The organism is Acinetobacter schindleri, from assembly GCF_010918895.1.
GTDB lineage: Bacteria > Pseudomonadota > Gammaproteobacteria > Pseudomonadales > Moraxellaceae > Acinetobacter > Acinetobacter schindleri.
This window is the reverse complement of sequence record NZ_CP044483.1, coordinates 944242-966061: the sequence shown is the minus strand read 5'-3', so window position 1 is coordinate 966061 and position 21820 is coordinate 944242. Positions and strand designations below refer to the sequence as shown.

The following is a 21820-nucleotide window of genomic DNA, read 5'->3' as shown; positions in this document are numbered from 1 at the left end:
CCTCTTTATACCTTAGAAGTATTGACTATATACCGTGCAGGTTTTGGTTAATTTAAAGCCAGTATGCCATTCTAGAATATCCTTTTAACCATCTCCGATTCTTAAGGTTCTCCCCAGATATGAATATGTATAAGCAGCTTTGTCTTTGTCTTCCACTTGCGTTTGCCAGTCAGATGAGTCTGGCAGACTGGATTGATAATTCTGTGCAGAAAGCTGAAGCTCATACCATCAAATTACGCCAGCATATCCACCAACACCCGGAACTAGGCAATATGGAATTTAAAACCTCCGAACTGGTGCAAAGGGAACTGAAGTCCTATGGTATTGAAGTACGTAAAGGCTATGCCAAAACCGGTGTAATCGGTGTATTAAAAGGTGCAAAACCTGGCCCTGTGATGGCCTTACGCGCAGATATGGATGCACTACCAATTAAAGAAACTGCACCTGTGCCTTTCGCCAGCAAACAAAAAGCCATTTATCAAGGCAAAGAATCTTATGTGATGCATGCCTGTGGACATGATGCACATACTGCGATGTTATTGGGTGCAGCCAAGGTTCTGGCCGCTAATAAGGACAAGATTACAGGAACAGTGGTGTTTGTATTCCAGCCGGCCGAAGAAGGCGGTGCCGATATCGATAACTTCACCCATGGTGATCAGATTGGCTCACGCAAAATGATTGCCGATGGTGCCTTGAACAATCCAAAACCTGAAGTGATTTTCGGGATGCATGTCATGGCAGGTATGCCAAGTGGCAATATTTTCTATAAAGATGGCGCAATTTTGAATAGTGCCGATCATCTACGTATTCAAGTGAATGGCAGTCAGGTACATGGTTCCATGCCTTGGGCAGGTAAAGACCCGATCTATGCTTCTGCCCAGATGGTGACCAATTTACAAAGTCTGATCAGCCGTAAAGCCGACCTGACTAAAGGGATGGGCGTGGTCAGTATTGGCAGCATACAGGGCGGCACAACCGGTAATGTCATTCCAGATCAGGTCAATATGGTCGGCACCATCCGCTCCAATAGTGAAGATGTGCGTCAAGGCATTTTAAAAGACTTGCCGAAAATGCTGGAACACAATGCTGCTGCCAACGATGTCAAGGTCAAGGTTGAAATCTCTCCCTATGCACCAGTCACCACCAATGATAAAACCTTGACTGAATTAATGCATCCGACCTTAGCAAGCGTACATGGCGAAGATAAACTGCATGTTTTAGACAACAATGCCAGCGCTAGTGAAGATTTTGCTTACTATGGCCAGCTGATGCCATCCCTGTTTGTGTTTGTTGGAGCAACACCAGCTGATCAGGATATGAATCAGGCCGCACCAAACCATAACCCGAATTTCATTGTGGATGATGCGACCCTGAAAACCGGTATAGAAAGTCATGTTCGCTTTATTATGGACTATCCAAAAGTAGCTGAGCAGGTGCAGGCCAACTGGAAAAAGAAGAAATAATATGATGCATCTAAATGAATGAGTTTTTAGACTCATTCATTTTTTCATCTTTCGATACAACACTTTTTTATCTATTCTGATTAAACATCTGCTCTCTTGTCTTATATTCCGGAATAATCCTAGGTAGATATTTACCGTACTATTTACAGCTCCCCTTAGAAAGAAAATCAGTTTATGAACTCTTATAATAAAAAACAGATCAAATCAGCTAGAGTCTAGTGTTTGAATCAGAACAGGTGATTTACTCACTTTTTTGCTGGTGATTCTTAATATTTTTCAATTAATTTAATAAAAACCTGTATAAGATGAGATTAATTTCTTTTAGCTATTATTTAATAGCATGCATGCCATTCATCTATTTAAAAGCTGTCTAAATAACTTGTATTTTCAAGTATATTTTTTCTTCAATATCTCCTCTCTTATCGTCTAATATTCAAGCATGTTAAATATATTATATGATTTAAAACTTTAATTCTTTATTACATATTATGCTTACTCTTTACCGTTCGCTACAAATCCTTTTTCTGAAGATATTGATCGGTCTATATAAACCTTTTAAATTAAAAAATGAGAAGCAATACTCACTTAAAATAAAAAGTGATTAAAATTCTTCAGAAAAAATATAAAGCTTAAACTGTCTATTCTGATTAAATTTTCTTCCATACATCCTTTTCAAAATACAAATAAAGATCAGCAGATAGGCATTCTAAGACTATAAAAAAGTATTCAATGAGGATTAAGTCATGAAAGTGTTCTTATTGGCGACCTGCGCTATTTTATATCCAGCAATGACTTCTGCCCAAGATGTCTGGGAGTGCAATAATGCAATTTTGCAAAGTCTTTGCCCGCATCCAAATTGTATTAAAAACCCATCTAGTTCTTCACCAGATAAATTAACAATCTCAGTCAATCGTCATAAACATGTCTCCATCTGTGCCGAAAATGCCTGCTGGAATGGTGAAGCTTCATTGACTTACGTCAACGCTCAACCCCTACTTCAACTTCCTCAAATTCGCTGGGTAGATCGTGATCACCCTCATAACAGTCCAAGTTATGTACTGTCCATAAACCGCGATACGCAATCCATTTTCTTTAAAGGCGACTATGACAATCATCCAGTTCAATGTAGGACTGTTTAAAAATTAATTGATTAGTTCTTATCGCTAGCGGTCTCTCTAATACCGCCCCTACAGGTAAAATTTTTCACGTCTTTGAAATCTTGTGCCATTGGTCAAAAAAGTCAGTATGCTAAACTGCCCAGCCTGATATCACTTGACTTGTAGCCTGATTTTGGCAAATTCTAAGCTCAAAATTAGGTGCAGAAAGCAGCATTAATCTGCATGTAAAACCAATGGAAAAGCATTATGGCGAATAAATTTGAATTCAATATCCGCGTTTATATTGAAGACACAGATGCGGGTGGCATTGTCTATCACGCCAATCATATTCGCTTTATGGAACGTACACGTACCGAATGGCTGCGTGCATCAGGCATTAGCCACTACTGGCATCAAAAAGATTACAATTTTGTCGTACATAAAATTAACGTGAAATATTCGCGTCCTATTATGATGGATGACTTAATTACCGTCACTGCAAGTGTCGTTTCACTTAAAGCTTCATCTTTTGTATTGCAACAAAATATTTATCGTGGTGAAATCATGCTTGCATCGGGTGAGGTAGAGCTGGCCTGTATCGGCGCTGATATGCGTCCACGTCGCCTACCTGATGAAATACGCGACCTGATTCGACAAGAATTGGAACAAGATTAAAAAAATGAATTGGCACATGTAAACACTATGGCAACCGAGTTAGCATCATCCCTACAAGTATCAGATCTTATTTTACAAGCAAGCCCTGTCGTACAACTGGTTATGCTGTCTCTTTTACTGGCATCTCTGTATAGCTGGTATCTGATTGCCAAGCTTTACATGGGCTACAAAAAAGCACAGGCTGAAGATGAACATTTTCAGAAGATCTTCTGGTCTGGTGCTGAACTGAATACGCTTTATAACAATGCTCAGCTGAACTCTAAACGTACTGGTCTGGAAGATATTTTCTATCAGGGCTTGGGTGAATTTCTTAAACTGAAAAAACGCAATGCCTCTACCACCCAGTCGATTGAAGGCACTGAACGTATTCTGCGCGTGGGCTTAAGCCGTGATCAGGGTAGCCTGGAAAATGGCTTAGGTGCCTTGGCCAGTATCGGTTCAGTTGCGCCTTATGTCGGTCTGTTCGGTACAGTCTGGGGCATCATGAATGCTTTCATTGGTCTGGCAGATATGGATCAGGTCACGCTAGCAACTGTAGCGCCAGGCATTGCGGAAGCTTTAATTGCAACTGCAATTGGTTTATTTGCTGCCATTCCAGCAGTCCTGGCATTCAACCATTACACAGCTAAAGGTGAAGCAGTTTATTCTGATCGTGCCCTGTTCGCAGAAGAAATGGTGGCCCTGTTACAACGTCAGTCACTTGGCCGGCCTCAGGACAATGACTAATGGCTATTCAACGTTCAGGACGCTTTGAGCGTATTAAAAAACCACTGAAAAGTGACATGAACGTCGTGCCTTATATTGACGTGATGTTGGTGCTTCTGGTGATTTTTATGGTGACGGCACCTATGATTACTACCGGTATTAAGGTTGATTTGCCACAAGCCAATAGCAATCCGATTCAAGCTGAGGACCGCCCTGCCATCGTGACTTTAGAAGCAGATGGTACGATTAAATTAGAAGATAAAAATCACGCAAATGATGTGTTAACGCTCGATGAATTAAAAACAGTCCTGACCAATGCACAAAATGAAGCACAGACTGCGAACAAACAGCTTAGCGTTTTGATTAATGGGAGTGAGACTCGTCCTTATGGCGAAGTCATGAAACTCATGTCTGCCCTACAGGATGCCGGTCTCGCACAAGTCGGCTTGCTTACCGCCCCTATAAAGTAATTTATGAAAGATTTCAAAAAGCCACCCTCTAAGCAGAAAGTGCTTGCGATTGGATTCACGATCGGAGTCCATACAGTCGCTTTGGTGGGATTACTTTATCTGGGGATGAGCAAACCGCCGGAACCGCCAAAACAGATTAAAACTGTACTGGTAAATCCTGAAGACCTAAAACCGGTCACACGTGAAGAAACCGAGTTTGATGAAACTGCCCATGAAAATGTGGCAGAACAGATCACGCAGACTGCTGAGCCTACGGAAGCAGCCTCAGTAATTCCAACTGCTGCCCCTCCAGTGACGCCACCGGCACCAAAAGTAGATACTCAAAAGGCCGCACAAGAAGCGAAAGTCGCAGAAGCAGCACAACGCAAGACTGAACAACAAGCAGCAGAAGCAGCAAAACGTGCTGAGGCTGCAGAACAGGCCAAGGCAGCGGCTGCTAAAGCAAAAGCTGATTCTGCAAATAAATCAAAAGCTGAACAAGAAGCTGCCCGCCGTGCAGAACAGCAAGCTCAGCAGAAAGCAGCTGCTGCAGAAAAAGCAAAACTAGAAGCACAAAAGCGAGCTGACTTAGCAGCTAAACAGCAAGCGGATGCACAGGCGAAAGCCAAGGCTGAAGCTGCTGCTAAGGCAAAAGCCGATGCTGCTGCGAAAAATAAAGCTGCCGCTGATGCAAAAGCGAAAGCTGATGCCGAAGCAAAACGTAAGGCTGATGCTGCCGCGAAAGCCAAAGCAGATGCCGCTGCCAAGGAAAAATCGGATACCGCTGCAAAAGCGAAAGCCGATGCTGAGGCCAAACGCAAAGCCGAAGCAGATGCCAAAGCTAAAGCGGATGCCGCCGCCAAAAATAAAGCTGCTGCCGATGCGAAAGCTAAAGCGGATGCCGAAGCTAAAGCACAGGCTGAGGCTGAGGCAAAAGCTTCTGCTGCTAAACAGGCTGCTGAAGAAGCTGCCCAGAAAAAAGCTGAAGTAAAACGGATTGCCTCTACAGCAAAACGCGACTTTGAAAATAAGATCAAGCGTGCCTGGGATACGCCTACTGGTTCTTCCGGTCAGAAAGCGACTGCCCGGGTTACCTTAAGTGACAGCGGTTCTGTGGTTTCTGTGATCGTGAATGCCAGCGATCCGGACATGAAAGCCAGTGTAGAAGCCGCAGTTCGTGCTGCTGCACCCTACCCGATGCCATCAGATCCAGATGCACGGCGTGAAGCCCGGAGTTTCACCTCTACCTTCACTGCACAATGAAAATTTAAGCCATAATCTGAAAAACAGTTATGGCTTTTATTTTTTTAAGTTAAACTTCAGCAAAAAGCGGCAAAATAATATTCACTTTTCACAGTGTTATAACAGTTTGATCATTGCTGAGTGGTTTCATTCAGCCAAATTCATGCGATGATGTAACGCAATCATATTCACAATAAATCCGTTGATTTGAGTAAATAACGAATGATGGAAAAAACGCGCAAACACTTACTCTGCCTTGCCATATTCGCTGCGCTGGGCACACTGACTGCAACACAATCACAGGCGCAACTGCATCTTGAAATTACCAAGGCTCCTGAAGCAGCTCCAAAGATTGCGATCGTGCCATTCAGTCAGGACCAGAGCATCTACCCGATTGTGGAAAATGACCTGAACCGTTCTGGCAAGTTTACTAGTGCTTCAAAAAACCTGCCGGCAACAGCAACCCTGAATAATCCGAATGCGGATGCCTGGGCGACTGCAGGTGTCCCTTATGTGGTAACAGGCTCATCCAAAACCAATGCTGATGGTTCTTATGAAATTCAATATCAGCTTTATGATATTGAGAAAAAACAGTATCTATTGAATGAACTGTTAACAGTACCGGCTACACGCACCCGTCAAGCTGCTCACATGATCAGTGATGCCATTTTCCAGGCATTGACCGGTATTCCGGGCGATTTCAGCGGCCGTATTGCTTATGTACTGCGCAATCCTGCGACACCTGATCAGCGTTATACCCTGCAGATTGCTGATACCGATGGTGAACAACCAAAAACCATCCTGACTTCACGTGATCCAATCCTGTCCCCAGCCTGGACACCAGATGCGAAAAAGATTGCCTATGTTTCATTTGAAACCAAACGTCCGGCAATTTACCTACAAAATCTGGCAACTGGTCAACGTGAAAAATTGGCCAGCTTCCGTGGTCTCAATGGTGCGCCAAGTTTTTCCCCAGATGGCAAGAGCATGCTATTTACAGCTTCTATGCATGGCAATCCTGAAATCTATGAAATGAATCTGGAAACTCGCCAGTTAAAACGACTGACAAATGACTCAGCGATTGATACTGAGGCGCGTTATGCACCAGATGGCAAATCTTTTATTTTTACCTCTGACCGCGGCGGTTCACCACAGATCTATCGTTATGATTTTGCCAACAGTGCAACCAAGCGTCTTACTTTCCGTGGTGCTTTCAATGCTCGCGGTACTTTAAGCGCAGATGGTAAAAAACTGGCATTAGTTCACCGTCCAAGTGGCAGTAATTACAAAGTTGCCATTCAAGACTTGAATTCAGGTGTGAATAATATCCTCACGCCTACCAGTCTGGATGAATCACCAAGCTTCTCACCAAATGGTCAGATGGTAGTCTATGCAACACGTGAAGGTTCACGTGGGCTGCTATCGATCATGTCACTTGATGGCCGTTTCCGTATGAACCTGCCAAGTGAACAAGGTGAAGTTCGTGAACCAGCTTGGGCACCTAAATAATCCATTACTTCAACATACTCAAAACTTCATGGAGATGAAGATGAAAAAAGTACAATTATTCGCACTTCCATTACTGGCTGCTGCACTAGTGATGACTGGCTGTGCCAGCCGTAAACCGGCAACACAAACGCAAACTGGTGAACTTGGCACAGGTTCAGCAACAACTGTCGACACTCAAGGTTTGAGCGAAGATGCTGCACTAAATGCACAAAGCATGGCTGGTGCATCTTCTAAAGGTGTGACTGCTGAAAATAAAGCTTACCTGGCAAAACGTGTGGTGCACTTCGACTATGACAGTAGCGAACTGTCAAATGACGATCTTCTTACCCTGCAAGCCCATGCCCAATTCCTGATGGCAAATGCCAATTCACGTGTTGCTTTGACAGGTCACACCGATGAACGTGGTACACGTGAATACAACATGGCACTTGGTGAACGTCGTGCCAAAGCGGTAGAAAGCTTCCTGATAACAACTGGCGTGAATGCAGGTCAACTTGAAGCGGTGAGCTATGGTAAAGAAATGCCAGTGAATCCAGGTCATGACGAAAATGCCTGGAAAGAAAACCGTCGTGTAGAAATTAACTACGAAGCGGTTCCACCACTACTCAAATAAAACTGCCGGAACTGTTCTCAGTTCTGCAAATAAAAAAGCACTCATTGATGAGTGCTTTTTTTGAATGCGAAAAATATTTTAGTGTTGAGCTTCTTCGTCCTCGGGATGCTGCATCGACTCAATCATGTCGTGTTTATTGAACTCTTTATACTCCGGCTTAGCCTCATAAGCCTTCCAGGCTTCCTTCATCTTATCTTCAGAAATTTCATCTAAATTAATGGCTTCGCTCGGCGTAGGAGTCGCATCAAACTTTAATGTTGTCATATTTGTGCTCCTGAACCTATGTTTTCCTTTTAATCAACATAGCATTTTCTAGCGGACTTGCAAGTGTAAAATCATAGCAAATAGTCTCAGTTTAATTTTTCTTTTACCTCGTTCTCATCTAAAATATAGCCCAATTACATTTTTATCATTCTGATAAATTTTTATTCGGAGTTTTTCTGACATGTCTTACCTAAGCCTTTCCCAATTTTTACAGCAAAAAACTGGGAATCTCACACCTGAACTTGCACAAGTGATTGAAACAATTGCAAATACATGTAAGACAATTGATCAAGCACTGCAAAAAGGTGCATTGGCTGGCGTATTGGGCAGTGCTCAGCATGAGAACGTTCAGGGCGAAGAACAAAAAAAACTGGATGTCATCTCTAATGACTATTTGATCGATGCATTAAAAATTCATCCAAATGTAGGTGGTCTGGCATCTGAAGAACTGGATGAGTTCACTCCTGCACAGGAAAATGGTCAGTTCCTGGTATTGTTCGATCCACTTGATGGTTCAAGCAATATTGATATCAATATGTGTGTTGGCACCATCTTCTCGATTTTACCTGCTAAGAATGCTGTAACTCAGGCAGAAGACTTCATGCAAGCGGGTGTCAATCAGGTTGCAGCCGGTTATGTATTGTATGGTCCATCTACCATGATGGCACTGACTGTAGGTGCAGGTACAATCTTTTTCACTTTCGATCCAGAAACCCAGGAATTCCTGCTGACTTCTGAAAATATTCAGGTTGCTGCAGATACTAAAGAATATGCAATTAATGCATCAAACCAACGTCATTGGGAAGAACCTGTAAAACGTTATATCGATGAACTTCTTGCAGGCAAAACTGGTCCTCGTGAAAAAGACTTTAACATGCGCTGGGTTGCATGTATGGTAGGCGACATTCACCGTATCCTGTGCCGTAGCGGTATCTTCATGTATCCATATGACCTGAAAGATCCGAAAAAAGCTGGCCGTTTACGTCTTATGTATGAGGCAAATCCAATGAGTATGTTGATGGAACAGGCAGGTGGTGCATCTACGACTGGTCGTGTTCGCATTCTTGACATCCAGCCTACTGACTTGCATCAGCGTGTTCCAGTGATCATCGGTTCGAAAAACGAAGTGGATCTTGTCACTAGCTACCATAACTAATATTTAAAAACGGCAGTTGGCGTTCTGCTGACTGCCGTGGACTTCTCTCCCATGCCAACGATCTTCCTTGAATCTAAAGATAATCCTAAAATTAAGCACTTGCGTGGCTTGATTGAACAGAATTCGTATCGAAAAAAGCAAGGACAAACTGTGCTTGAAGGCACACACCTTTGTCTTGCATGGCTTCATGAAAGCAAGAAAATCAATTCTATTTTCACCACCGAACATGCCCTGCAACATCCGGACTTTGAGATCATTTTACAGAAATACACCGGTGTCGTTTTCGTTATTGGTGAATCTTTATATAAAGACTTGAGTACATTAGGGACTTCGATTGCCTGCATGGCGATCGTGGATATTCCAAGCTCTAGCCAAGCATTGGATTACACCGCAGACACACTGATTCTTGAAAATGTTCAAGATCCGGGCAATGTCGGCACCCTGCTCCGCTCAGCTGCTGCGGCTGGCATTGATCAGATCATTTGTACCAAAGGTTCTGCATCGCTCTGGTCTCCACGGGTATTACGTGCAGGAATGGGTGCACATTTTTCTTTACAGTGTTTTGAAAATGTCACTTTAGAAGAAGTGCTCAACAACTTTAAGATTCCTGTTTATGTGACCAGCTCTCACCGTTCTAGCAGTTTATATAGCAAAGATTTGCGTAAGGCCTGTGTATGGATTCTGGGCAATGAAGGTCAAGGCGTTTCTGACTATGCACTGGAACATGCCGAAGCCGTCACTATCCCTCAACCGGGCGGTCAGGAATCACTGAATGTTGCCATTGCAGGTTCAATCTGTTTCTTTGAAATGGTCCGTCAACGGATCTGATCACACATTTAAGTTACTTTATTTTATTTCTCAGCGACCTGCATAAAAAATAGATTACACTAGAAGAAATAATCAAGTGTAATGTCAACCAAACCATTATTTTCAACGTTATATAGACATGTACTTGAAAATAATGGTGGGTATCCAATGACAGGATTTTCCATCTCTATGGATTTAGCGCCAAAACAGCTTCAGTCGCAAGATGCTAGTACTCTAAAGAGTACAGCTGAGTCACGCCTGAAGAATTTTATGCAAGATGTGACGGGTCGTGCATTGGTGATGATGGAAAGTGCAACCCAAAGCCAGCATGGCATTGCCATGGATCTGGTCCAGGAAGCGTTTATTTCCCTGCATAAATCCTATGCAGACCGATCCACTGAAGAATGGTATCCCCTGTTTTACACCATTTTAAATAACAAGTTACAGGACTGGCGACGTAAAGAAATGCGTCGTAATCAGCCATTTTCATTTTTTAAAAAAGTTCAGCTCGATGACGATGATGCCGAACTCAATGATGTTGTCGATGAAGCAACGCCATCCCCATTAGAGTTTCTGGATCAAGCCGTTACAGCCGAAGAAATCCAGCAAGCCATTGCCCAATTGCCTGTTCGTCAGCAACAGGCTTTCATGCTTCGTGCATGGGAAGGCTTTGATACGCATACCACCGCACAAATTATGAACTGCAGCGAAGGCAGTGTGAAAACTCACTATCACCGTGCAATTCAGGGTCTGCGTGCCTCACTTGCACATTTAAATCCATTTCTGGGAGGGTCATCCGAATGAATCAAGATGATTTCTTAAAAAAAGTAACTTCCAAACTTGATGGTATGGCACAACAGCATAAGGACAAACCTGTTGTGATGAACCGTGTTCTTGAAGAAATTCAGGAGACCAAGCATTCTCGTTTTGCATTCTTCAAAATGTCAGGTTTTGCACTTGCAGCTGCCATTGCAGGTATTGTTGTTTTACCAAATGTCGCTAACCAAGAGGAGCCTCAAACCCAGGTAGTGTCCGTACCTAAGCTTTCACCCCAAATGGTTGAAGACTTAGAAATGTTAATGGTTTTAGGTGAGGACCAGGTTCCACATGGCAGCTAAAAAACTAGCACTCGCATTTTGTGCATTCGGCTTTCTGCAAACCAGCTTTGCCGGATTTGAGCGTTTTTGGATTTTTTCCAAAGATGCTGATACACAAGTCAATGAAACCTGGAATAGTCTTTCAGATGCAGAACAGGTTGCTTTAATTAAGCGTTATCAGACCTTAAAAGAACTTCCTGCAGAGCAAAGCGTAAGCTTACAACAGCGCATGGACTGGTTTACCCAACTGCCCGAAGCTGAAAAGCAAAAGATGCGCGAAACCTGGCAGAAAATGAGTTCTCATGAACGCAAAGAGTTAGCTTCACGTATGCAAAAAGCAACGCCTGAACAACGCCCTGTGATTCGTGAAGAATATTTCAACAAACATTTGATAGTTGCTGAAAACTAACTCTCCCAGCCCGACTATTAAAATTATTGCCAAAAATAAAAGATATTAAAAAAGCCTCAATTGAGGCTTTTTTATTGTTTCTATAATGCTTTAGCTCTTGAATAAACGACGTGAACGATAAGCTGCAATGCCAAGCAGACCGAATAAAGCAATGATATTAATGGCACCGCCACCGCTGCTATCGCTATTGGTATTTTTCGCGCTATTTCTTAAAATAATAGTTGCAGTATTTGACTTTATACCTTCTGTATCATAATAGTGATACTTAATTGGATAATCAAACTGACTTAAATTATTTTTAATCTCGAAAGTAATTTTACCACCATAACATTTCTCACTCGTCGTTCCATCCAGACACACTCCCTCACGTTCCGCATACATATTGATTAATGAAGGATCAATATCTTCAAAGCGAATAGGTGCTGCCGTGTTATCCAAATGAGTTGGAGTTTTCCTGTATTGTGGCGCTAAATTATCCATTGGTCCATCATCGTCGAAGTCATTACTTAATGGATTGACTTCTACCCTTAAATCATTTTCTGGACGAATGGTATAAATATCATTTTTAGCTACAGGTGCAATATTGTTAAAGGTTGCAGCTAATACACCCGATGAACTTTCTGCCACTACACCATTCGCTCTTTCACTATCGGAAAGATTCTCTGTAAGAGTATAAACACAATACTCACTCACACCAGGCGGTGTGATAGCACCATCCTTACGGTAAAACATAATACGTTTCAGCTCAGGCACCCATTCACATACTTGTTGTTCGTCTGGACCAAAAGGAAATAAGTTAGTTCCACCTGTAGCACTGGCATCCAATTTTCCTACACCTTTGGCTTGAGTACTTATCGAATACTGATCTGCATCAAATGGTTTATTTCGTAGTTCACCATCTTTTTCAATTTGTTTAGGTAATGCCAATTCAAATGGATCGATATAAATTGCACGGTATTTTGCAGATATTTTCGTATTTGTTAATAAAGAATTAAAGTCATCGAGTTCAGCCTGAATTTGCAATTTTCTTGGTGCATTTCCAGGATCATCCAGCATAGCTTTCAGCTGCTGGATTCGATCTTCATAAACAGTAATCATTTCACTATATGCGATATTACTTAATGACTGTATATCCGCTGCAGTTAGGCGCATCAATTCAACAGAACCAATATCGCAGGTATTGGCATTCTCTGGATTGAGCAATAATGTTCCATTCGAAACACGGAAAATTTCACGCTGATCACTTTCACTACAGTTAAGATGTCCAGCATTTACAAAATCTGTATTACTGTTTTTATCTATAGGGTAATACAGTGGCAAATATATATTATATGGAGAGGCAGGTTTATAATCCGAGAGCAATTCTGAACGTTCTATGGCTGCAGGGATGATGATGTTTTTCGCAGCATCTATTAATTTTACGGCCGGAACCGTACATGTACTATCTAATGCATTATTTGTCAGAATCATATTAATTGACTGATCTGCCGTATTCCCTCCATTTAAGGCATAACTACAGGATTGACCGGTATTAAATGCCAATATATTAGAGTTAAATGCTTTCATTCCCTTATCATCATATAAGAGGGTTGCAGCAGCTTCATTTTCTACAATCGTATTACTCACGAAACCTAATAAAGCTAAACCATTAAGAGGCTTTTTAGCACGAGAGCTGAACTGAATAATTGCACCATCTTCTTCATCTACCCTATTTTTAGCAATAGTAGAAGCATGAATATCAATACTGCCTGCGCCACAATAATCAATAATGCTTGTGCTGGAACTCATTCCCGTTTGATAATTACCATTCTCGACAATACTGCTATGACTGATACTAGTTGGTGAGGTCGTTGGTAGTCCTTTACGCTCACAATCCATTGCCCAGACACTACCCAGTGGTGCATGATTACGCATGATCAGGGTTTTAATGAGAGATACGGTTCTTTCACTATCACTACCGACAAAGTAGATCGCTCCGCCCTCATTATCCGCTTTGGAATCGAGAATGGCGGAATTGTAGATTTTGAGTATTCCCCCAATAAATAAAGCTCCACCATTGCCACGATCGGTACTAGATGCCTTGGCATAACCATTCTTTAGCGCAATATTATTAATTTCAAGTGTAGTTCCAGAAGTAACCGTATTAAAAATTCGTGACTGGCCTTGTGCATTAATACTGGTCTGAATTGGCTGTTGGGCCGGGAAAGTTCCTTTTAATAAGTCTTTAGCCTGCTCATCAAATGGTAATGCACCATACAAAGATATTGGTGAATTTAACTTGAGCTCACCCCGAGTAAGTATATATTCACCTTTTTCTAACTGAATATAATCAGGCTGTCCAGGTAAACGATTGCCTACATTACAGCTTCCATAACTTTTATTTTCATAAGCTGTTCTGATTGCTTGTCGTAGTGAACATAATTTAAAATCATCTATATCCAAAGTCGTCGTTACTTGGATAATTCTACTTTCAGCTGCCATCAATGACATAGTCGACAAAAAGACAGCTGTGAAAAGTCCTTTTTTATAATTCTTCATCATATATTTCCAAATTATTTTTTTAGTTTTCGCCAGGTCAAGCCGCCCATCAATAGTACCAGCCAGAATATACTGGTTGCCCCACCTGATGTTTTAACCTTATCGCTTTTCATATTATTTTCTGCTTCCATTACGATATTTACTCGAATTGGAAGATAAGCTGCATTTGAATCAAAACGATTCATCGTAGTCACTACACGTATAGTAAATAGATCTGCGCCTGCTTTAGGGTTTCTTGGGGTATAAACCAAATTACCATCCAAATCCAAAGAAACGGTTCCCTTAGAACTTACATGAGCCTGTTGTTCAATCAGTAAACAGCCGTCTTGCCATTCTTCACCCTGAGGATGGTCTAGTACAACTTCCTTACATTTCTCTTTAGGCAGAAGATCGCTATCACCTAATGCTTCTATGATAGAAATCCGGGCCACCTGATTATTTAACTTACCAATCAGTAAATCCTGTCCCACCAGACTCGTATCTCTGGAATCCTGGATTTCGATTGCTCCTCGATCACATTTACCGAATGGTGACTTACCACGCTGGTCATAACCTACACATCCAGCTTTAGTTTTATCAGTATTCTGTTCACCTTTATTCAGGATTGGAGTGGTATTCAAACTTGTATATGTCATCAGGATTCTTGGCCTGAAATACCCCAAAAATTGTTTTTCATTTTTAAAATAGGGGCATAAAATCGCATTTGCTGAAGTGGTAATATTCGGACACTTGCCCTCTAACTGATCACCAGCAAGAACCGTATAAGCATCATCCAGAATTTCATTCGCATAAATAGAAGCTCCCGTACCACAGGAATTCCCTACCAAGTTATTCTGCAAAATGGAACTCATTTTGACTTGCTCAGAACTAAATTGACAGTTCTGATCAGTGTTAGCAGAAGTACTCCCTGGATTATTCAATACAATACTATTTGCTAGATAACCAGGTTTGTTTACTACATCAAACTTGACCCCAATTGAATTATTTATAATTGTGGTGTTATTAATAGCAATAGCATCAAGAATAGTTACTGCTGCCCCTGTATTTCCATACAGAGTAGAACTGTAAATTGAAGATTGTGGCAAAACAAGTACATCAGTTTCTTCATTGGATAATACATCTTCAGTATAAATATTGGATGAACGAGAACTTGTAGCTGTCGTCGTATTTTTACTAATTACAGATTGCCTGATATGGAAGTTTGGTAATTCATTATAAATAGCCCCCCCTTCATTCGCTGTATTGTTTTCGAGTAAGGAGTTTTGAACCGTGAGGCTACCATTTTTAGTTTGATCGGTCTTATTTGTGCCAGCGATATAAATTGCTCCTCCATCGTTGGCCATACCACGATGTAATTTCACATACTCTAGGGTGAGCTTACCTTGGTTATAAATTAAGCCCCCTTTGCTCACTTTACAACTGATAGCACCACATCCTTCTAGTGTAACTTCACGCAGTCTGACAGATACGGTCTGATTTTTTTCTGAAACTGTTTCAGAATTAGCAATATTGAAAATTCCGCCCAAGGTATTAGCAGGCAGATTGTCCATAATTCTTATAGTTGCATTGCTCAAACCATTCTCTAGATTATCCCCCATCTTCTTTTCATAGGTGGTATGGATATACATGGAGCGTATTATTTGTAATGGAGAATTTAGCTTATAAATTTCCTTCTCTTTTAACTTGATAACAGGAACAGGCTTGTCATCCCCACAGCCCAGATAAGGCTTATCCATCCCCTGATTAATATATTGCACAGCCTCACGTAGGGAACATTCTTTATCATCCCTGACGATATCTTCAGTGGTAGTGACGACAATTTCAGCACTGTATGCCTGCCCCATAATACATAGCAAAGCAATGCCTAAGCTCTTCTTGAGCATGACCTTCTCCTAATTTCTTATATTCTTTCTTTTTATTCTAAAATCGCATCATCCTAGCGATATTTGAATTATTTTGCTCTAATCTGTCATAACTTGAGTAATTACTCAAGAATTTTTATTATTTATCGATATTCGTCAATCAATGCATAAATCTGCCTTAAATTAGCATTACTCACTTTGAGTTTCTCGCCCTTTAAAAGTTGAATAATTTGTTCAAGTGTTTGTAAAAGTACTGAGGTCTGATGCGGACCATGACTCAGCAGGTAATCAAAAATTTGCTGATCCAGATGAATCCCACGTCTATCCAATACTGATGATACTAAAGCAAAACGGTCAGCATAAAGACTTCCGTTCGGAACGCGCGTACTTACCGCCTGGGTCAAACGAGACTGTAAATCCGGTAATTCCAGCTTAAGTTCAATCGGAGCAAACCTTGAAGAAAAGACCAGCTGACCACCGCCTTCATTATTATAATTAATTAAGTGAAAAACTGCCTTTTGCCAGTGGGGTACGCCACTAATCGCTTCAATATCATCTAAAGCTACCAGATCATAGCGGTCAAGTGAGGTAATGGCTTCTGTAGGTGCATCCAAAAGTTCCAATAAAGAGACCTGAATTGCAGTTTTCCCCACTTCCAGATAAGAATCACAAATCGCAGAAAGTAAATGACTCTTACCTGTTCCAGCACCACCATAGACATAGAAACGATTAATCAGACCCGCATGGAGCTGGCGAATCGCATCAATTACATGCCCCCATCCCGGACCCGAAAAATCACTGATTCGGGCATCGAGCTGGGGTTCAATATCAAGTTGCAATTGACGCATATCTATTTTTTGGCCTATCCATCTTTAAGCTGGGTTTGTTCAATCTTACTCGATTTTTCATCTGCTTGCAGTGCTTTCTCATGAGGCGATTTCAGGTCAATATCTACATCTACATTAGGGGTTTCAATATTGATAGAGCCAGTAGAGGCTTTTTGGATGATGAGGGTTCTATTATCGTAGAGTGCACTTTTTTCATAGAATTCACGCGCATGACGCAGCAATACAACGATCACTGCAGCGACTGGCAAGGCAATCAGCATACCTAGGAAGCCTGCCAGTTGAGCACCTGCCAATACGGCAAATACTACAGCCACTGGTGACAGGCCTATTTTATCGCCAAGCAGGAATGGTTGCAGGATATAGCCTTCTACCGCCTGACCCACCATGAATACAATACCCACTAGAACCAGTTGCCACCAGTCAATTCCAAACTGGAATAAAGTCGCCACTACTGCTGCAATAATCCCAACTGCAAAACCCAGATACGGGATAATACTGCAAAGGCCCGCGACCATCCCGATGATCAGGCCGATTTCCAGGCCAATCAATTGTAAACCGACGGCATAAACAACGCCTAGTAATACCATGACCAGAAATTGTCCTTTCACAAATGCACCCAAAACTTCGTGGCATTCACCAACAACTTCCAAAGTACTACGCTCGTATGGACGTGGAATGAGTCGGCGCATGCTGTCGAGCATACGTTCCCAGTCGAGCAGAAAATAAAAAGCAATGATGGGAACAAGAACAATCGTTCCACCAATCTGAATAAAACTGATCCCTGATTGTGCCAATTTCAAGGCCATTGCCTGAATGCTGTCGGCACTATAATTGGTCTGGACATAATCCATGACCACACTGGAAATCTGGTTGGTGTCAATTTCCATTGGCACGAGATTAAAGGTATCAGACAGCCATGGCAGGAAAGTATAATTGACCCAGTGAATTCCTGCAGGAATGCTGTCGCGGGCATACATTAACTGTTTCCATACCAACGGTACCAAGTACCACATGGCTAGAGTCAGCACTACCCCAATCCCGATAAAAACAATACTGATAGAGAGCCAGCGCGGCAGACCAATACGATGTAAACGATCAACCAAAGGACTAAATAAATAGGCGATAAAAAATGCGCCGACAAATGGAACAACAACAGGCTTAAGCAGGTATAAGACCCAAATAATCAAGGCGATACCAGCCAAGATAAAAATGCGACGTAAGGTACGATCTACCATAAAGTCTTGCCTTTTCTCTATTAATCATTATAAAAAGTAAAATATTTGAATAAAGATAGCATTTTAGGACATAAATAACATAAGAGTTTCGTATATTCGGGTATAATCAGCGCCGCGAATGCGGAGACTTCATTATGAGCAACTCAACTTCTACCCCAAACACTGGTTTAAGCTACAAAGATGCAGGTGTCGATATTGAAGCGGGAGACGCGTTAGTCGACCGAATCAAGTCCGTCGCTAAGCGCACTAAACGTCCTGAAGTTATGGGCGGTCTTGGTGGCTTTGGTGCACTTTGTAAAATCCCTAAAGGTTATGAAGAACCTGTTCTCGTATCTGGCACTGATGGTGTTGGTACAAAATTACGTTTAGCATTGAATTTGAACCGTCATGACACAATTGGTCAGGATCTGGTTGCAATGTGTGTAAACGACCTTCTCGTTTGTGGTGCTGAACCACTGTTCTTCCTGGATTACTATGCAACTGGTCACTTGAATGTTGATGTCGCAGCAAATGTTGTTACTGGCATTGGTGCTGGCTGTGAACTTGCTGGTTGTGCATTGGTTGGCGGTGAAACTGCTGAAATGCCAGGCATGTATGAAGGTGAAGACTACGACCTTGCAGGTTTCTGTGTGGGTATTGTTGAGCAAAGTAAAATTATTGATGGCTCTAAAGTTAAAGCAGGCGATGTGCTAGTTGGTGTTGCATCTTCAGGTGCACACTCAAATGGTTACTCACTACTTCGTAAAATTCTTGACGTGAAAAACGTTGATTTAAACCAGATCATCGATGGTCGACCACTTGCTGACGTAGCAATGGAACCAACACGTATTTATGTAAAACCGATTCTTGAATTGCTTAAACAGGTAGATGTGCATGCAATGGCACACATCACTGGTGGCGGTTTGCCAGGTAACCTGCCTCGCGTACTTCCAAACGGTGCTCAAGCAGTTGTGAATGAGTCTTCTTGGGAATGGCCTGAACTATTCAAGCTTCTTCAACGCGAAGGTGGTGTAGAACAGTTTGAAATGTATCGTACATTTAACTGCGGCGTAGGTATGGTACTTGTTGTTGATGCAGCAGATGCAGACAAAACTGTAGACGTATTGAACAGCCTTGGCGAAAAAGCATGGACGATGGGTCACATTGCGGACAATGCCGAGTCTGTAGAAGGCGCTGATGAAAAAATCCGTGTGATCTTCGCATAATCGCATGATTAAAATTGCTGTTCTTGTTTCAGGCAGTGGATCTAACCTGCAAGCCTTGATTGATGCCAATCTGTCAGGGCAAATTGTCGGCGTAATTTCCAATAAACCTGAAGCTTATGCTTTAGCGCGTGCGCAAAAAGCTAGAATTCAGACTGCAGTGATTGAACACAAGCAGTATCCGAATCGTGAAGCTTTTGATGATGTGATGCATCAACAACTGTTAGATTGGGATGTGGATTTAGTAGTACTGGCAGGCTTTATGCGAATTTTAAGTGAAAAATTTGTTAAAGCCTGGGAAGGTAAAATGGTGAACATCCATCCTTCTCTCTTGCCGAATTACAAAGGTATGCACACGCATCAACGGGTGCTGAATACTGGGGATACCCTGCACGGCTGTACCGTACATTATGTAACCGCTGAATTGGATGCCGGTCAGGCCTTGGCTCAAGGTATTTTAAAAGTATCTCATCAAGATACAACACATACTTTAGCTCAGCGCGTGCATGTACTGGAACATCTGATTTACCCGCAAGTGGTGGAATGGATCTGTACTGGTACGATTCAGCATACTGCTGCTGGCGTAATGTATCGCGGTGAGTTGATGCAGGAACCGGTTCAATTCTGCAAATTCTAAAGAATACACTGCATAAAAAAACGCATCCCCGGATGCGTTTTTTTATGCTTCACTTTTTTTACTTTAAAGACTGCTCTGCGATGAGCTGCTTGATCAGACCAACGACTTCATACGGTCTTTCTAAAGGAAACATGTGTCCACCTGGCGTTACCGTAAAGGGAATACCAAACTTCTTCTGAACCAATCTTGGAAACTGTCTTTTATGAAACAGGCTTTCATCACCTACAACAAGATGCATCGGCAGTTTGACCTTTGCTTGCGGTAACCACCATAAGGATGGATTGGTACGAAAGATATTCACTTCGTCCATTTTGGGAATGGTCAGCTCAACCCCACCCCGCACTGGGTCATCTTTCAAGGCATGATCAATATAGGCTTGAAAACACTCCTGATCAAAATCTTTATAAAAGCCCTTTGAACGTAGTAATTCTGTTGCCTGCTCACGGGATTCCCAATGATCACGACGGCGTAAAGACAAAGCAGCAGGTGACATCGTATCTACAGCCTTTAGCTTTAACACTTTTGCCATATGCAGCATCAATGAAGATGGTCCCATAATCAAAGGTGGGTCCAGCATGATCACCTGCTCGAACAGTTCGGGCCGTTGCCGAGCAGCCATCATGGTTAAGGCTCCACCTAGCGAATGCCCCAGACCAATCACCTGGCGACCTTGCGCTTGGCATACGATACTGTCGATCACTTGCTGGGTCAGGCTATTCCAATGATTATCAATCGGATAACGTTTATCTGGACCCAGCAACGGCACATAGATAATGTCATACTCATCTTTTAGTCCATCAAACAGTTTCTGATAGACACGAGAAGGCACGCCATTGGCGTGCGCAAAATGAATAATTGGCTTCATTGCAGTTTGGTCTGACTTTCAGTACTGAGTTTCTGAGCAACCGAGCTGGCAATACCTTCGCCTAGGGAAGCCCCCATACGACCTAAGATAGACTCAAATGGGCTATATTCAACGGTGTAGTTCAAGGCTTTATCAGTTTTCAGCTCACGCTTCAGGGTTTGTAAGCTACCGGTACGGTCAGCAATACCTAATTGTACTGCCTGTTCACCCGTCCAGAACAGACCAGAGAAAATTGCAGGATCAGTTGATTTAAGCTTTGCTCCACGACCTTGTTTCACTGCATTGATAAAGTGAGCATGTACATTGTCCAACACTCCTTGAACATGGGCTTTCTGTGCAGCATCAACTGGCTGGGTCATCGAAAGTAGTGCCTTATTTTCACCCGAAGTCATGGTACGGTCTTCCACGCCCAGTTTCTGCATCAGGTTACTCACGCCATAGTTCGGCATGATTACGCCAATTGAACCGACCAGACTCGATGGATTGACAATAATTTCATCTGCAGCAGAAGCAATATAATAAGCACCCGAAGCGCCAGTATCACCAATTACAGCATACAGCTTTTTCTGCGGATACTGCTTTTTCAGGTACTGAATTTCCTGCCAGATTTCATCAGATTGCACTGGTGAACCACCTGGAGAATTGATATTCAGAACCACTGCTTTCGCCTGCTTACTTGCATAAGCTTTCTTCAGCGACTTGATGGTGTTGTTACTATTCACACTTTGCTTGTCTGATGCAATCGTGCCAATAATATCAACCACCGCCAGATGCTCATCTGAAGTTTTAGTGGCATCAGTCGATGCTGTACTGCAGCTTTTGCCCATGGCAAGTATAATAAACAGCAAATAGGCAAACGTCAGGAATTTAAAGAAGATTCCCCAACGACGTGCACGGCGCTGCTCTTCTACAGAGGCAAGTACCGCTTTTTCAAGCAGTTTCCACTCAGGTCCTGTTGGTTGCTGAGGTTGTGGCGTATTTTGTATTTGATTTTCAGGTTTTGGTGGCCAATCGGACATAAACAATCCAACACATAATTATATTGTGCCCATTATATACACCGATTTGAGTATTTCTGTCTAAACCAGCAGTTTTATCCTATAATAAATTTCAATTATTCCTTCCCATTGCTCTTAATATCAATTCA

The 21820-nt window shown here is 42.2% G+C and carries 22 protein-coding genes; 15 read left to right on the top strand and 7 right to left on the bottom strand.

Annotated features, from left to right (window positions below):
- Nucleotides 1–125 precede the first annotated feature (125 nt).
- From FSC11_RS04695 to pal, 8 genes are all read left to right on the top strand, one after another.
- Nucleotides 126–1463: an amidohydrolase gene (locus FSC11_RS04695; protein ID WP_163167716.1), complete on the top strand. Its 1338-nt coding sequence runs from the start codon at nucleotides 126–128 to the stop codon at nucleotides 1461–1463.
- A 743-nt stretch (nucleotides 1464–2206) separates the two neighbouring features.
- Complete coding sequence (locus tag FSC11_RS04690; RefSeq protein ID WP_163165431.1) at nucleotides 2207–2602, top strand: hypothetical protein; 396 nt, start codon at nucleotides 2207–2209, stop codon at nucleotides 2600–2602.
- Nucleotides 2603–2827: 225 nt separating this feature from the next.
- Entirely contained in the window at nucleotides 2828–3235 is a 408-nt protein-coding gene (gene ybgC / locus FSC11_RS04685; RefSeq protein WP_004815113.1) for a tol-pal system-associated acyl-CoA thioesterase, read from the top strand.
- Between the two features lie 27 nt (nucleotides 3236–3262).
- Nucleotides 3263–3961 carry a protein TolQ gene (gene tolQ / locus FSC11_RS04680; protein WP_163165429.1) on the top strand — a complete coding sequence of 233 codons (699 nt, stop codon included), beginning with the start codon at nucleotides 3263–3265 and terminating at the stop codon, nucleotides 3959–3961.
- The gene (gene tolR, locus FSC11_RS04675) at nucleotides 3961–4410 is read left to right on the top strand and encodes a protein TolR (RefSeq protein WP_004815110.1); all 450 of its coding nucleotides are present in this window, start codon (nucleotides 3961–3963) and stop codon (nucleotides 4408–4410) included. The genes tolQ and tolR overlap by 1 nt, the downstream gene beginning before the upstream one ends.
- Before the next feature lie 3 nt (nucleotides 4411–4413).
- Nucleotides 4414–5652: a cell envelope integrity protein TolA gene (gene tolA / locus FSC11_RS04670; protein WP_163165427.1), complete on the top strand. Its 1239-nt coding sequence runs from the start codon at nucleotides 4414–4416 to the stop codon at nucleotides 5650–5652.
- A gap of 204 nt (nucleotides 5653–5856) precedes the next feature.
- Entirely contained in the window at nucleotides 5857–7140 is a 1284-nt protein-coding gene (tolB, locus tag FSC11_RS04665; protein ID WP_026056787.1) for a Tol-Pal system beta propeller repeat protein TolB, read from the top strand.
- A gap of 40 nt (nucleotides 7141–7180) precedes the next feature.
- Nucleotides 7181–7753, top strand: a complete 573-nt coding sequence (gene pal / locus FSC11_RS04660) for a peptidoglycan-associated lipoprotein Pal (protein WP_004815103.1) — start codon at nucleotides 7181–7183, stop codon at nucleotides 7751–7753.
- A gap of 78 nt (nucleotides 7754–7831) precedes the next feature.
- Here pal and FSC11_RS04655 read toward each other — a convergent pair whose 3' ends face one another.
- Nucleotides 7832–8017 (bottom strand): NF038105 family protein, encoded by a 186-nt coding sequence (locus FSC11_RS04655; protein ID WP_004815102.1) that lies wholly within the window; start codon nucleotides 8015–8017, stop codon nucleotides 7832–7834.
- 181 nt (nucleotides 8018–8198) lie between these two features.
- On the opposite strand from FSC11_RS04655, the gene FSC11_RS04650 reads away from it, so the two are divergent.
- The 5 genes from FSC11_RS04650 to FSC11_RS04630 all read left to right on the top strand — a co-directional run bounded on the left by FSC11_RS04650 (nucleotide 8199) and on the right by FSC11_RS04630 (nucleotide 11486).
- Nucleotides 8199–9173 (top strand): class 1 fructose-bisphosphatase, encoded by a 975-nt coding sequence (locus tag FSC11_RS04650; RefSeq protein WP_004892169.1) that lies wholly within the window; start codon nucleotides 8199–8201, stop codon nucleotides 9171–9173.
- Between the two features lie 51 nt (nucleotides 9174–9224).
- Nucleotides 9225–10001: a TrmH family RNA methyltransferase gene (locus tag FSC11_RS04645; protein WP_048882448.1), complete on the top strand. Its 777-nt coding sequence runs from the start codon at nucleotides 9225–9227 to the stop codon at nucleotides 9999–10001.
- Between the two features lie 168 nt (nucleotides 10002–10169).
- Nucleotides 10170–10784, top strand: coding sequence for an RNA polymerase sigma factor (locus tag FSC11_RS04640; RefSeq protein ID WP_004815096.1), 615 nt, complete (start codon nucleotides 10170–10172; stop codon nucleotides 10782–10784).
- The gene (locus FSC11_RS04635) at nucleotides 10781–11098 is read left to right on the top strand and encodes a hypothetical protein (RefSeq protein ID WP_004815094.1); all 318 of its coding nucleotides are present in this window, start codon (nucleotides 10781–10783) and stop codon (nucleotides 11096–11098) included. The genes FSC11_RS04640 and FSC11_RS04635 overlap by 4 nt, the downstream gene beginning before the upstream one ends.
- Nucleotides 11088–11486: a DUF3106 domain-containing protein gene (locus tag FSC11_RS04630; RefSeq protein WP_004892165.1), complete on the top strand. Its 399-nt coding sequence runs from the start codon at nucleotides 11088–11090 to the stop codon at nucleotides 11484–11486. Before FSC11_RS04635 ends, FSC11_RS04630 begins: the two co-directional genes overlap by 11 nt.
- Nucleotides 11487–11576: 90 nt before the next feature.
- Here the strand turns inward: FSC11_RS04630 and FSC11_RS04625 are convergent, their stop codons facing one another.
- The 4 genes from FSC11_RS04625 to cxpE all read right to left on the bottom strand — a co-directional run bounded on the left by FSC11_RS04625 (nucleotide 11577) and on the right by cxpE (nucleotide 17969).
- Complete coding sequence (locus FSC11_RS04625; protein ID WP_163165425.1) at nucleotides 11577–14027, bottom strand: hypothetical protein; 2451 nt, start codon at nucleotides 14025–14027, stop codon at nucleotides 11577–11579.
- Nucleotides 14028–14038: 11 nt separating this feature from the next.
- Nucleotides 14039–15907 (bottom strand): rhombotarget A, encoded by a 1869-nt coding sequence (rbtA, locus tag FSC11_RS04620; protein WP_163165423.1) that lies wholly within the window; start codon nucleotides 15905–15907, stop codon nucleotides 14039–14041.
- Nucleotides 15908–16029: 122 nt separating this feature from the next.
- Nucleotides 16030–16734, bottom strand: a complete 705-nt coding sequence (gene hda / locus FSC11_RS04615) for a DnaA regulatory inactivator Hda (RefSeq protein WP_004815088.1) — start codon at nucleotides 16732–16734, stop codon at nucleotides 16030–16032.
- A 14-nt stretch (nucleotides 16735–16748) separates the two neighbouring features.
- Nucleotides 16749–17969: a chloramphenicol efflux transporter CxpE gene (gene cxpE / locus FSC11_RS04610; protein ID WP_111810410.1), complete on the bottom strand. Its 1221-nt coding sequence runs from the start codon at nucleotides 17967–17969 to the stop codon at nucleotides 16749–16751.
- Between the two features lie 134 nt (nucleotides 17970–18103).
- Here cxpE and purM point away from each other — a divergent pair, with 134 nt between their 5' ends.
- Complete coding sequence (gene purM, locus FSC11_RS04605; RefSeq protein ID WP_163165421.1) at nucleotides 18104–19174, top strand: phosphoribosylformylglycinamidine cyclo-ligase; 1071 nt, start codon at nucleotides 18104–18106, stop codon at nucleotides 19172–19174.
- A 4-nt stretch (nucleotides 19175–19178) separates the two neighbouring features.
- Entirely contained in the window at nucleotides 19179–19808 is a 630-nt protein-coding gene (purN, locus tag FSC11_RS04600; protein WP_163165419.1) for a phosphoribosylglycinamide formyltransferase, read from the top strand.
- Between the two features lie 58 nt (nucleotides 19809–19866).
- Here the strand turns inward: purN and FSC11_RS04595 are convergent, their stop codons facing one another.
- Together FSC11_RS04595 and sppA are read right to left on the bottom strand one after the other, a co-directional pair.
- On the bottom strand, nucleotides 19867–20673 hold the full coding sequence (locus FSC11_RS04595) for an alpha/beta fold hydrolase (protein ID WP_163165417.1): 807 nt from the start codon (nucleotides 20671–20673) through the stop codon (nucleotides 19867–19869).
- Entirely contained in the window at nucleotides 20670–21692 is a 1023-nt protein-coding gene (gene sppA, locus FSC11_RS04590) for a signal peptide peptidase SppA (RefSeq protein ID WP_004815079.1), read from the bottom strand. Before sppA ends, FSC11_RS04595 begins: the two co-directional genes overlap by 4 nt.
- Nucleotides 21693–21820 lie beyond the last annotated feature (128 nt).